Annotated in this window: 10 protein-coding genes; 2 read left to right on the top strand and 8 right to left on the bottom strand. The window is 48.1% G+C overall.

The annotated features are described in order from the left end of the window. Positions 1–2: 2 nt before the first annotated feature. The 8 genes from ACCC71_RS06570 to ACCC71_RS06535 form a co-directional block, all read right to left on the bottom strand. Positions 3–1,058: a TAXI family TRAP transporter solute-binding subunit gene (locus ACCC71_RS06570; RefSeq protein ID WP_434311622.1), complete on the bottom strand. Its 1,056-nt coding sequence runs from the start codon at positions 1,056–1,058 to the stop codon at positions 3–5. Beyond that, positions 1,055–1,390, bottom strand: coding sequence for a carboxymuconolactone decarboxylase family protein (locus tag ACCC71_RS06565; protein WP_434311621.1), 336 nt, complete (start codon positions 1,388–1,390; stop codon positions 1,055–1,057). The genes ACCC71_RS06570 and ACCC71_RS06565 overlap by 4 nt, the downstream gene beginning before the upstream one ends. A 10-nt stretch (positions 1,391–1,400) precedes the next feature. Then, on the bottom strand, positions 1,401–2,543 hold the full coding sequence (locus ACCC71_RS06560) for an amidohydrolase family protein (protein ID WP_434311620.1): 1,143 nt from the start codon (positions 2,541–2,543) through the stop codon (positions 1,401–1,403). Positions 2,544–2,570: 27 nt separating this feature from the next. Continuing rightward, positions 2,571–4,079 (bottom strand): CoA-acylating methylmalonate-semialdehyde dehydrogenase, encoded by a 1,509-nt coding sequence (locus ACCC71_RS06555; RefSeq protein WP_434311619.1) that lies wholly within the window; start codon positions 4,077–4,079, stop codon positions 2,571–2,573. Positions 4,080–4,564: 485 nt separating this feature from the next. Continuing rightward, positions 4,565–6,250 carry a molecular chaperone HscC gene (locus tag ACCC71_RS06550; protein WP_434311618.1) on the bottom strand — a complete coding sequence of 562 codons (1,686 nt, stop codon included), beginning with the start codon at positions 6,248–6,250 and terminating at the stop codon, positions 4,565–4,567. A 13-nt stretch (positions 6,251–6,263) separates the two neighbouring features. Beyond that, positions 6,264–9,575 (bottom strand): tetratricopeptide repeat protein, encoded by a 3,312-nt coding sequence (locus ACCC71_RS06545; protein ID WP_434311617.1) that lies wholly within the window; start codon positions 9,573–9,575, stop codon positions 6,264–6,266. 412 nt (positions 9,576–9,987) lie between these two features. Then, positions 9,988–10,197 carry a hypothetical protein gene (locus ACCC71_RS06540; protein WP_434311616.1) on the bottom strand — a complete coding sequence of 70 codons (210 nt, stop codon included), beginning with the start codon at positions 10,195–10,197 and terminating at the stop codon, positions 9,988–9,990. 174 nt (positions 10,198–10,371) lie between these two features. Next, complete coding sequence (locus tag ACCC71_RS06535) at positions 10,372–10,728, bottom strand: hypothetical protein (protein WP_434311615.1); 357 nt, start codon at positions 10,726–10,728, stop codon at positions 10,372–10,374. A 225-nt stretch (positions 10,729–10,953) separates the two neighbouring features. On the opposite strand from ACCC71_RS06535, the gene vanR reads away from it, so the two are divergent. Both vanR and ACCC71_RS06525 read left to right on the top strand, forming a co-directional pair. Continuing rightward, the gene (vanR, locus tag ACCC71_RS06530; protein ID WP_434311614.1) at positions 10,954–11,649 is read left to right on the top strand and encodes a VanR-ABDEGLN family response regulator transcription factor; all 696 of its coding nucleotides are present in this window, start codon (positions 10,954–10,956) and stop codon (positions 11,647–11,649) included. Further along, positions 11,639–12,781, top strand: coding sequence for a sensor histidine kinase (locus tag ACCC71_RS06525; RefSeq protein WP_434311613.1), 1,143 nt, complete (start codon positions 11,639–11,641; stop codon positions 12,779–12,781). Before vanR ends, ACCC71_RS06525 begins: the two co-directional genes overlap by 11 nt.

Below are 12,781 nucleotides of genomic sequence, written 5' to 3'. Positions count from 1 at the left end.
CGTCATTTTAACAAACCAATTTCCTGAAAATATTTTACAGCGCCAGGGTGCATCGTTACAGAGTCGCTTCCCGATAAAGCATTGTCAAGATTCAAGAAATTTTTCGCCGTACTGGAAACCACTTCCACGTCTTTCAGATTCTCAAATACCGCTTTTGTCATCGCATAGGCTACATTTTCATCCATATCATCTCTCACAATGATGATATTCCAGGTGGCAAAGGTCGTATAATCCTGGTCAAAACCGCCGTAAGTTCCTGCCGGGATCGTGGTAGTCGTCCAGTTGGGATGCTTGGTACAATAATCCTTCATTTTGTCCTCATCCACCGAGAGCAAAGAGATCCCTGGATTTAAGGCCACTTCCGCAATACCGTAAATCGGATACGGTCCAAGGCCGACCCAAACGTCGATCTGTCCATCCTTGAGGGCGTCTCCGGCTTCGGAATAGGCCAGGTAATTGACGGTTCCGCCGGCGTTTTGAATGGATTCCTCCGTAATTCCATACTCTTCTTCCAGGACAGAAAGGAATAGGCTATTTCCCGTATTTCCGGTAGGTCCAAGGCCAATCTTGCAGCCTTCGACCTGCTCGATCGATGTGATATTACTGCCTGCCAGGGTCGCGATATGAAGCGTTCCCGGATGAACCGCAAACAACATCTGAACATTGGTAATCGCCTCCTCAAAGGCGCCTTCCCCTCTGGAAGCCTGCACAACCGTACCGGACTGGGTCCAGCCGGCTTCCGCTTCCCCGGAGGAGACGCTCTTTACATTGGCAGTACCTCCGCCCGGAAGCAGCGTACAGGATACCCCGTCCAGATAGGCCTCCCATAAGGTGCAGAAAGGTACGCCGATGGTGTAGTAATCGCCTCCTGCATCCGATGCTGCCAAGCGGACGAATTCCAAATCTGTTTGGACTTTTTCTCCCGCTTCCACGGTCTTTTCCACTCCTGCCGCGGTCGTGTCCGTTGCTGCTGTCGTTGCGTTTTCCTGGTTTCCACAGGCAGTGAATGACGTCAGCATCAGACCTAAGGCTGCCACAATGGCAAGTTTCTTTTTCATTGATTTGTCCTCCCTGTATTTTCTATTAAAATTTCTTTTAATACCGTTGATGCTTCCCGGTAAGCGGGAATTCCTCCTAACATCATCGAAAGGGCAAGAGTCTCAAACAATTCTTCCCGACTCGCTCCAAATTTCATAGCGGCAGCTGCATGTCCCTTGATCGCTGCGTCAAACCGCAGAACACTTGCCATAGCCACTTTCATGAGTTCCTGGTATTTATGTGGTATCACCGGATCCTTTCCCAATTGGTTTCTCCACTCGGTTACGCTTTTGCTCAATTCCGGATCATACTGCTCCATAATGTCCCAATGGGACCATTCTTTCTGTTCCATCTTTCCTCCATTAGCCAAAAATGCAATCCACCGAACGGTACTGAAGAACTCCGTCGATGATCGTTGCTTTCGGCACAAAAAGTTCCGTGCATTCCAAAGCCTCGCCATCCTTATCCAGATAAACGCTTGGATGCTTTTCCAGCTTGCTTATGGTAATATCTGCTGCAGTACCAACCGCCAATGTGCCAAGGCCCTCCGTGCCAAACTGTTTTGCGGGCAGGCTTGTCACCCGTTCAATGATCTGCTCCACACCAAGACCCAGGGAAAGATATTTGGACATCACGGTAGGCAATGCGCCGGCCAACGGATGATTCCAGTTCTGAAGCGTTACATCTGTGCTGATGCTGTCCGCAAGGAAGCCCTGGGAAATAGCTTCCCTCGCTACCCGGAAGGAGAAATTTCCCCGTCCCGACGCCGCGTCAAAGATTACGCCGCGTTTCTTGGCCTCCCAGATGCCTTCCTCTACCTTCCCATTTTCATCCAAGATGGTGTTTCCTGTTCCATGGTACACATGGCAGAAAACATCTCCCGGCCGAAGGATAGCAGCCACCGCCGACATAGACTCCGGCGCGTCCGTCACATGCACGATCACCTTTGTCCCAAGTTTTTCCGCTGCCTCAACGGCTTTCTTTAAAGGTTCCAGGCCCAACGCCCCTACCACGCCTTTGGAAACCCGAAGCTTTAGGCCCATAAGATCCGCTCCAATTTCCTCCTTCGCCTTCTCAAATAGTTTCTGGTTCCATACGCGGGGATCCAATGGCTCCGGGAACTGGCTTGGCATGATGATTCCGCACGCGCTGACATTCAACATCAGCTTTGCCTTTACTTTGCAGCCGCGCAGATAATCCAAAAGATTTTGATAATTTGCCACGCCGGAGCTTCCCGCGTCCGCCATTGCGGTAACTCCCATAGGAATGCTTGCCATATCAACGGGAAGCCCATTGGGAGTTCCCCGTTCATACAAGTGCCCGTGGATATCGATCCAGCCGGCAGTCACGAGACACCCTTCTGCGTCGATCGTCATATCCGCATCGGCTTCTATCTCCCCGATCGCCGCAATCTTTCCATTTTGGATGACCACATTTCCTTTGAGATCCAGCTGTCCTTCCGGGTCCAAAACGCGCCCATTCTTTATCAGTATATCCGCCTTCATCGTGCTACAACTTCCTTTCTGCTAAAATTACCGGCTCATCGAACCGTCCCAGGTATTCACTTCCGTATTTTTCATTTCCTCTTCGTCAAACCAGCGCGTCGTTACGGTCTTGCTTTCCGTATAAAAACGCACAAAATCCTTTCCATGCGCATGAAGATCTCCAAAGAAGCTATTTTTATGTCCGCTAAAGGGGAAAATGCCGACCGGTACCGGAATTCCCACATTTACGCCGACCATGCCGCCGTCCGTTCTTCTGGCAAACTCTCTGGCATAATACCCGTTTTGCGTAAAGATACAAGAGCCGTTGGCAAACGGGTTTTCATTCATAAGCGCCAGCCCCTCTTCAAAATTTTTCACTCGTTTGATACATAAAACCGGACCAAAAATTTCCCGATCGCCCACCGTCATACCTGGCTTTACATGGTCGAGAATTGTCGGACCAACATAATAACCGCCTTCATATCCAGGCACGGAAACATTCCTTCCATCCATTGCCAGGACGGCCCCTTCGGCAATCCCTGTCTCGATCCATTTTAAAATCGACTCCTTGTGCTCCTGGCTGATTACCGGCCCCAAGTTGGTATTTTTATCATACGCCGGGCCGACATTTCTGCGGCTTAGCTGTCGCTTCATTTCTTCCACCAGCGCATCCGCAATTTCTTCCTCAACAACCAGAGCAGACAATGCCATACACCGCTCTCCCGCACAGCCGAAAGAAGAATTGATAATTCCAGCCACGGTTCTCTCCAACGGAGCGTCTTTTAAGATCAATCCATGATTCTTTGCCTCACAAAGGCATTGTACTCTCTTTCCATGGGCTGCTGCTTCCGAATAGATATGAAGCCCGATGGAGGTAGAACCAACGAATGTGATTCCTTTGATATCCGGATGAGACATGAATTGATCCGCTTCCACACGAGAACAGGTGACTACGTTCAGCACTCCATCCGGAAAGCCTGCCTGGCGGTATAGCTCTGCCATTTTCAGAGCAGTCATCGGGGTGATACTGGCGGCTTTCAATACATAGGTATTTCCGCAGGAAATTGCGAGCGGCGCCATCCATCCCATGGGAATCATGGCCGGAAAGTTAAACGGCGCCAATCCGGCGAAGACGCCGAGAGGTTCCCGATACAGCGTGGTATCGTATCCCGTCGACGTATTCATCAAGGACTCTCCCATCATAAGCGTCGGGATATTGCAGGCCATTTCCACCATTTCCAGGGCCTTCGCGACATCGCCCTTGGATTCTGCCCAGTTTTTTCCATTCTCCGTAGCCACACACAAGGTAAGCTCATCCATATGCTCTACGATCAATTCCCGAAGTTTAAAGAATAGCTGCGCCCTTTTGTGCGCCGGAGTAGAAGACCACGCCGGGTACGCCGCCTTTGCCGCAGCGATCGCATCTTCTACTTCCTCCATGGTACAGCAGGGAGTTTCCGCTATGATCTCACCTGTTGAAGGATTATGTACCGGCATATACTTTTCCGTTTTTGATTCCACATACTGTCCATTGATAAATGCTTTTAGTTGTTCCATTCTTTTCGGTAAAAACCGATTCCTCCTTGCCTTATTTTTGTATGGCTTCATTGTACACTACATTTCACAATCCGTAAAACAGGAAAAGCATTCTCTTTCACAATGTTTTCCTTGTGGATTTTTGCGGAGCGTGCCCTTTAGCGGAGCGTTTTTGATTTCCCGTGAAATCAAAAACTCGGAGAAACCAATATCCTGTCTCTCCGAGTTCTTTTTTATTTGTTGGGATTCAGCGTCAAAAGGTCTCTGTGGGAAAAAGTGTCGGAATCTTTTGTATTTGCAGGAGCGTTAGTACTTCTCAGATTCCGGAAATTTGTATTATGAACAAAAATAAGACTGTTTGAGCGCAGCGAGTTTCTTATTTTTGTGAATGCTTTTTACAAATTCTCGGAATCCTAGAAGTACTTGCTCCGAAACTCTACAAAAAATTCCGACACTTTTTCCCACAGAGACCTTCTGACTCCTGAATCTCTATAGGGATCCATCTTTTACAAATCCATCTCTTTTAAAAATTCTTTCAACTCGTTTCTCGCTTCCTCGATCCGCCCTCGATCCTGCGTATTAAGAGCCGCCTCAAAACGCCGAATTTCATATTCCATCCGTTGGCGGTCCTCCCCGGTGCTCTCTTCATATAAGCGTTCGCAACGGAACAGCAGCAGCTTATTCTCTTCCTGATCCCGCGGATGAATCTTCAGATAGGACAGCTCTTCCATCCGCTCTTCGATCTCTTCTTCTGTCATCTCGTTGTCCTGGCTCTTGATGATCTGCTTTTTCACCTCACCGGTGGAAATTACCTTGACTTCCACTTCCAAAATCGAGTTGATGTCATAGGTGTAGGTGACGTCCACGGCCTCTGCGCCGGCTTTATTTTTCGGGACATGGATTTCCAGCTCTCCTAAGAGCAAATTATTGGCGGCAAAGCGGCTTTCTCCCTGCAAAATATTGACCGTGACTTTCGTCTGATCGTCGTGTACCGTGTAAAACCGTTCCGTGCGGCTGGCCGGAATCACCGTGTTCCTCTCGATAATTGGGCAAAAATGACCGGATTCATAGCGGCCGTTTCCATTGTTCACCGTAATCTCCGTTCCCAGGGTAAAGGAGCATACATCCGTTAAAATCACTTCCTTCACCGCTTGGTTCCGCTCTTTCATCGCGCCCTGAATCGCGGCGCCAAGAGCCACCGCTTCATCCGGGTTAATGCTGGTGTCCGGGAACTTGCGGAATAGTTTTACGATAAAGCTTCGGACAATGGGAAACTTAGTCCCGCCGCCCACCAACACCACCTCGTCGATATCGGAAAGCTTGATATGGGCGTCGGCCAAACTTCTCTGCACGGGTTTTCGTATCTTTTCCAGTAAAGGCTCGCACAGATTCTCATAGTCTTTTTGGGTGATCGTCAACTCTCGTTCTTCCCCGCCGATCAGGCAGCGCAGAACCACCGAACTATTTTCGGAAAACTGCAGCTTGCAAAGTTCCGCCTGCCGGTGCAAATGCACCAGCGTCTTTTCATCCAGCTCATCCCGGTCAATCCCTTTTTGCTCCAAAAAGTATTTTTCCAGAACCTCGGTAAAATCCTCTCCGCCCAAATAGTTGTCACCGGCCACAGCCCGAACCTCTAAAATATTCTCAAACAGTTCCAGAATCGAGACGTCAAAGGTACCGCCACCCAGGTCAAATACCAGAAAGCGGGTATTTTTCTTCTTTTCATACAGACCGTAGGCAATCGCAGCCGCCGTAGGCTCGCTGATAATTCGTTCTACTTTTAAGCCCGCCAGTTCTCCCGCGCGCTTGGTCGCCTTCCGCCGCTTATCGTCAAAATAAGCCGGAACGCTGATCACGGCTTCCTCCACCGGCTCTCCCAAAAAGGCTTCGGCATCCTCTTTTAAAGACCGAAGTACCAGGGAAGATAATTCTTCCGCGGTAAAGGTCTTTTCTCCCAGATGAAACTTTTTTCCGCTGCCCATGCTCCGTTTAAACACCTGAGCCGTATCATTTGGATGTAAGCTTCGGCGCTCTCTTGCCGTCTCGCCTACATAAATTTCTCCGTCTTCCCCGACACTGACCACGGACGGCGTCAAATGCTTTCCCAGACGATTTGGGATAATCTTTGGTCCGTCCTCGCTAAAATATGCCGCCAGACTATTGGTTGTTCCTAAATCAATTCCTATAATCACGCAGTCTCATCCCCTATTTTCCTAATTTCTTCCGAATGTTCCGCAGGCGATACCTGCTTTCCCGATCATTCGGCATCATTTTTACCACACGTTCCAGACATTGCTCCGCATGCTCCAAATCTCCGCTCTCCGCCGCCAAAATCCCTTCCAGCTCAATGGCGTCTGAACAGGCGATGCAAGTGCACCGCCGGCACATCGGAGCTTTGCGAATGCGCTCGTAATACATCTCCGCCGTCTTCCTATCTCCAATCAGTAAATGGCAAATCGCCAGATCATAAAGTCTCGACGGCTCATGGTAGAGAGATTTCTCATAATGTTCCATACTTCCATATTCTTCCTTCCAGGATTCCATCACCCGGTCAAAATAGGCCTTCACTTCCCGCTGGTTCCCCAGCTCCTTGTGGACTTTCATCAGGCGAATACAGATATTTCGGTACATCCCCGGATTCTTCTGGGTGTTCTGAAGGGCTTTTTCAAAATATTTTACTGCCTTCCGGAACTTCTCCTTTTCATAGAAATAAATCATCCCCAAATCCCGGTAAGCCCTGTCTAGCATTTTCCCCGTAGCTGCTACCCGCTCGCAGATTCGGATTGCCTGGCGCAAATCTCCCATCTCCACGAGAACGTCCGCCTGATCGAGCTGCACGCCCTCCGATGGATTCTTGCCAAACCCTTCCTCAAGCGCATGGTAAGCGTCTTCAAACCGCCCCATGTACTCATACACCTCTTTAAAATCCCAGTAGACATCCGTCCGGTCCGGAAATACGCGATGATATTCCTGGTATGCTTCCAGAGCCTTTTCGTATTCCCCCATCCGTTCATAGCAATCCGCCAGATTTCCATAGGCTTTCGGGTTCGCCTCTTTTTCCGATGCCCGGATGGCCTCCTGGAACGCGGCGATGGCCTGATCAAAGCGGCGCGTATACTTATAAACGCAGCCCAGATTATTAAAAGCATGGGTGTTGTCCGGGTCCAACTTGGACGCCTCTAAAAAATCTGCTTCCGCAGCGTCCCACTGACAGGCAGCCATATGTAACAGACCGCGCTCAATGTAATAATAGACGGAGGAATCCAACTCTAACTGCCGGTTGGCATAGGGAAGGGCTTCCCGGTAATAATCCATATTTTCCGTCGACTGCAGAAGCTTTCGGTATAGAGCTGCAATTTCTCCATTTACTTCCGAATTTTCCGGTTCATCCTTCAAAACCTTTTTGAAATATTCGACCGCCATCTCCTTTTTGCCTACCCGCTCGTAGCAGCGGGCGATGGGCCAACAGATATTGGCGGTAGAGCCATAGTCCTTTTCGCACACAAGCAGCAGATTTAAAGCCTCCTCCGTTTTTCCCTGTTCCGCTAACATATGCGCTTTCACCCAGAAATGACGGCTGTCCGGCTCAATTCGAATCGCCTCTTCGATAACCTCTAGGCCTTCCTCATATTTTTCTAGGCGCCGACAGCATTTTGCCAGCTCTCCGTCGATCTCCGCCAGTTTTTCTTGCTCCGTCTGCGCTTCCTTTACATAACCGCGAACCTTTCGGCAATACTCATAGGCTTCATGATAATCCCCGCTCCGCTCCGCTTGTCTCCGCTTCAAGGCGGCCCGCAAAAGCTGAAGTTCCAAATTGTCGACTTCCGCCTCATCCGCCTGCTTAAAGATATCCTCTGCATCATCCAGTTGGTCATGTTCCAAAAAAGCCTTGACCGTCCACTCATACATGCGGGGGTACCGGGCAAAAATTCGCTTAGCCTGGTAAAAATTATCGATGACCTCCTGCCCTTTTCCCAAATGATAATAGGCCTCCTGACGCAGAACGTATGCCCAAAAATATCCGTCGTCTACCGCCACCATCCGATCACAGACATCTACCACCTTCTGGTACTCTTTTTGTTCGTTCCGGATGCTCGCCTCCTCCATCGAATATTCCAACTCTTTCGGCTGGTATTCGATGGACTTTCGGATCTCCTCCAACGCCTTCTCCAGATAAACAGCGTCGGAAGAGCCCAGGCGATGATGCGCTTTCGCCATCAACTCCCATGCGGAAGCCAGTCTGGCCGGAATCTCCGCCTTCTCCTTTTCTCCCTCCGGCTGCTCCTTCTCAATTGCCATACGCCACAGGTCTCCCTGCTCTGCTGCGTCGGCAAACCGTTTTTTTGTATAATACAATCTTCCCAAAAGACTGTGATATTCCGCCTCGTTTTCCAGATCCGGGGTAAGCCCTTCCAAAAGCGCAATGCCTTCCTCTGAAAGCTCATTTTGAAGATAGCACCAGCCCAATTCCAAATATGGCTTGAGATTCGAGGGATCCGTACACTTTTCTTTCAGGCCCCCCATCAGTCCCCGGTTAATCTCTCTTAATTCTTCGGTCAAGGACTCGTCGCTGTCTGAGATACGCAAAGCTGCAATGCAGTATTCACGGGCCTTTTCATATTCCTTTTGTTCCAGATGCCACTGGGCCAACCGGCGGTTTGCATTGTAATGATCTGGAATCTGCTCTAAAATCTGCCGGCAAAGTTCCGCTCCCCGCTCCCGTCTTCCGCTCTCCCAGATAATATCGCAGCCGATCACGAGAATGCGAAGCTCCTTGCAGGAGGCAATCAACTCTTCCGCCGCTTGAACCGCCACTTCTTCCCCGCCGTTCAGGTAGTCATACCGGGCGCGCTCCATCTTTGCCCAGGGGTGTGTGATGGGGAGCGCTTCTAAATTTCTCAAGATGATCTCCGCGCCGTCCGTATCCCGGTCATCCAGGCGGTGAATCAGATCAAACAACTGGCTGATATAGGTATCATAGTCTGCATCCGGCGCGCCCTCCATATACTCATAAGGGAAGGTATCTTCCCGGCTGCACTGGTAGACCATAAAATCCACAAACTCCGGAGGAAATTTTTCCTTATATTCTCTCTGCTCCTCCCGGATCAAAAATACGTCGTCCAACAGACGCCAGATCTCCGGCGTCAGCCGAAAATGCTCCGCCAAAAAGGTAAACAACGCCTGTTTCGCCTCTTCAATCGTATCCAGCCCTAAGCATACGTCATCGTGTGCTAGTTCTTTCCAGTTTTCTATATTTAACCGCTCCGGAAGATTCCGATACACTGCCTCCACCCGATCCATCCATCGATTTACCGGCGTATCTTCCCGCACGAGAACCTGTTCTGCTTTCCTGGCATAGGCGCAGGCGGTTTCATATGCTTCCCGCAACTGTTTAAACCCTTGGGGATCGTCCTCCGGGTTCGTCTGAACCAGTTTTCTCCGGTAAGCGTTTTTGATTTCGTTTTCGTCCTTGGTCTGCCCAATCTCTAAAACTGCAAATGCTAATTTCTCGTCCATACTACTTTACCTTCCATAGGATAAAAGCTTGATACTCGAATCATTTTACCATATTTCTGCAAAAAAAGAAATCCCTTTGCAAAAACAGAGGAAATCCAAGATTTAGAAATATCTTATGATTTTGTTATTTTTTTATCTTTATTGTTATTTCATTGACATTCCCTATTGACAAATCCCATTGTCCCGATTATAGTGAAAGAGTAACAAGAAAGCATTTCTGCTTTTCCTGTTTATACATAAAATTTTTTCTTTTTGCTTACTATCCATTTTCATACCTTAATAGGGCCGGCAGGTATTTTCTGCCGGCTCCTCCTATTCTGTTTTCCATGGAAGAGTACACACGCCTCACAGCGCCAAAAAGCGGAAACCATTTGCCTGGCAAAAACTGCCGCGTGGTTTCCGCTTTCTGTTTTCATTTTTCCAACATGGCTTTTAACTCGGATACAGACATATTTTTTTGTTGCATCAAGCGATAGATCTGCCCCAGTTCTTCTTCCCGATGCTTTTCCTCCATCGCTTCCCGTTCCCGCTGTAAAAGCTCAAGCCGTTCCTCCGCGGCACGTATTTTGGTGTCCAACTCATGAATTTTTTCCTCAAAAGTCATTCGAACTCCTCTCGCCATACAAGCCCTCCTATTTATGTTAAGTATCTACTCCATTATAGGACGTGCTTTCCCCAAATATGACTTTTTTTAATCTTATTTTGTACCGTTTCCTATGTTCCATTTGCTTGTCCTGCCGTATAGATATCCCACTTCAATCGACTTGACCGCGTATGCCCTTATCAACTGAAGGTATTATCGTTGAATAAAGTAATAGAACTCGATCTGTTCCTTACCAATCGTCATACAAGGATTTCCAAGCATGGAACGGAAATGAGCAATCACCCGTTTCAAAGCCTCAAAAAAAAGCGTGCTGTCCACGCCCTCGACCGGGTTTCTCACACTGGTTATCACATAAGCTTCTTCATAGAGGTCGCAACCACGCTTTTCTCCGCACAGCAACAGCTTTACATCAACCAAAACGGTCACATAAATTTTACTTTCTTGATACTCACGATTGGCGCATTCTTCCCATACTGTCAGAATCTCATCCTTGGAATACTGTTTCCTATCCATTCCAAAAAGGCTAACCGTATATTTTTCTGTGTTCACGATACGCATCATCTCCTTTTTTATTATTCTATTCCATCTTCGCCGAAACGGTTACGCTTTTAGGTCATTTTATATCCGCCCCTGTCAAAACGCTTCTTAGAATCAATTTAGGAAAATCTTAATCATTTCTCAGCAAAATCGTTAAAATCTCTCTTTTGATCTTTGATAAAATAGAGAATACTATAAAAGTATTCCATCCATGCAAAAGCCAAGGAGATTCCACCGATGAGTGAAAAAATACTGATTGTTGACGACGAACCGGAAATCGCCGATCTCGTGGCGCTTTACCTGAGAAATGAAAATTTTACCGTATTCTCCTTTTACACGTCCCGCGAAGCTTTAGCCTGCATCGAAACGGAAAAATTGGATATGGCAATCCTGGATGTTATGCTTCCAGAAACTAATGGTTTTCAGATTTGCCGGAAAATCCGGGAGAAATATACTTATCCAGTCATCATGTTAACAGCCAAAGGAGAAGAAATTGACAAAATTACCGGCCTAACCCTTGGCGCCGACGACTATATCACAAAGCCTTTTCGACCGCTGGAACTGGTCGCGCGGGTCAAAGCTCAGCTGCGCCGCTACAAACGTTACAATGTCATTTCCGAACCAGAAGAAGATATTCTAACCCTCTCCGGCCTAACCTTAAACATGAAAACCCACGAATGCATGCTGAATGAAAAACCTTTGGCTCTGACTCCTACGGAGTTTTCCATCCTATGGATTCTTTGTCAGCAAAAAGGGAACGTGGTTAGCTCGGAGGAATTGTTCCATCAGATTTGGGGCGATGAATATTTTACGAAAAATACCAACACCATCACGGTTCATATTCGGCATCTGAGGGAAAAAATGGGAGATTCCTTTGAGGATCCTAAATATATCAAAACAGTCTGGGGGTGCGGGTACAAAATTGAAGGCTAAACTAAAATCCGCGGGGCATATAGCCCTTTTATTCCTCGGCGGCATGGTATTTTGCTATTTGTTCTATATTTTTGTGGATATGCTCTGGAACGGAGTCTTTATGGAGTGGTTCCGCAACCGTTTCCTCGATATTGCCTGGCTCCCAGACCCCGCCACCGGCAAAATGATCGAAATCGAAAAATTCCGTTGGCCCGCGTTCAAGTCCTTTTTAAAAGACGCTCTTCTTCTATTTGGTCCCCTCCTTATCCTTGTGGTCTATGGTATTTCCCATCTCATTACCCGCTCGCAGGTACGGACTTCCATTGCCCGGACTGGGTCTATGATTCAGGCTTTCATGAATCATGATCTGGATTCCACCGATGTTTTTCCTACCGAATATGCCGCGGTAGCGACGCAGATGATTCAACTAAAATCAGAAATGCAGCGCCATGAACAAGTTCTACGGGAAGAAAACAGCCGCAAAAACGATCTGATTACTTATCTGGCTCATGATTTGAAGACTCCTCTCACCTCCATTATTGGCTATCTGAGCCTTCTCGATGAAGCGCCGGATATGCCGCCAGAACAGCGGGGCAAGTACGTCCATATCACGCTGGACAAAGCGATTCGATTGGAAAAGCTGATCAATGAGTTCTTTGAAATTACAAGGTACAACTTGCAGCAGATTCTTTTGGAAAAGGAAACCATCGATTTATCCTATATGCTGATCCAGATGACTGACGAATTTTACCCGATTCTGCATGCCCATGACAATACCGCTGATTTGCATGTGGAGGACAACCTAATGCTCTATGGAGACCCGGAAAAGTTAGCGCGCGTATTCAACAATATTCTGAAAAATGCCGTGGCCTACAGTTATCCCGGCACGCCGGTGGAAGTTTGGGCAAAAAGTATCGGAGATCAGGCGGTCATTACCTTCTGTAATAAAGGAAAGACCATTCCGGCACAAAAGTTGAATTCTCTCTTTGAGAAGTTTTTCCGCCTTGACGACGCTCGAACTACCAATACCGGCGGCGCCGGCTTAGGGCTTGCCATCGCCAAAGAGATCGTCACGCTCCATGGCGGTACGATCAGCGCAGAGAGCCAAAATGGGCTGACTACCTTCCGAATCGCATTGCCTTTAGAAGGGTAG

The organism is Hominifimenecus sp. rT4P-3 (assembly GCF_051055405.1).
Lineage (GTDB): Bacteria > Bacillota > Clostridia > Lachnospirales > Lachnospiraceae > Pseudolachnospira.
Note: the sequence above shows the minus strand (reverse complement) of the source record. Positions and strands in the feature narration are given on the sequence as shown.

Excerpts from the sequence above, each read along its gene's own strand:
- ACCC71_RS06570 (WP_434311622.1), bottom strand. The coding sequence starts at position 1,058 with ATGAAAAAGAAACTTGCCATTGTGGCAGCCTTAGGTCTGATGCTGACG.
- ACCC71_RS06565 (WP_434311621.1), bottom strand. The coding sequence starts at position 1,390 with ATGGAACAGAAAGAATGGTCCCATTGGGACATTATGGAGCAGTATGAT.
- ACCC71_RS06560 (WP_434311620.1), bottom strand. The coding sequence starts at position 2,543 with ATGAAGGCGGATATACTGATAAAGAATGGGCGCGTTTTGGACCCGGAA.
- ACCC71_RS06555 (WP_434311619.1), bottom strand. The coding sequence starts at position 4,079 with ATGGAACAACTAAAAGCATTTATCAATGGACAGTATGTGGAATCAAAA.
- ACCC71_RS06545 (WP_434311617.1), bottom strand. The coding sequence starts at position 9,575 with ATGGACGAGAAATTAGCATTTGCAGTTTTAGAGATTGGGCAGACCAAG.
- ACCC71_RS06540 (WP_434311616.1), bottom strand. The coding sequence starts at position 10,197 with ATGGCGAGAGGAGTTCGAATGACTTTTGAGGAAAAAATTCATGAGTTG.
- vanR (WP_434311614.1), top strand. The coding sequence starts at position 10,954 with ATGAGTGAAAAAATACTGATTGTTGACGACGAACCGGAAATCGCCGAT.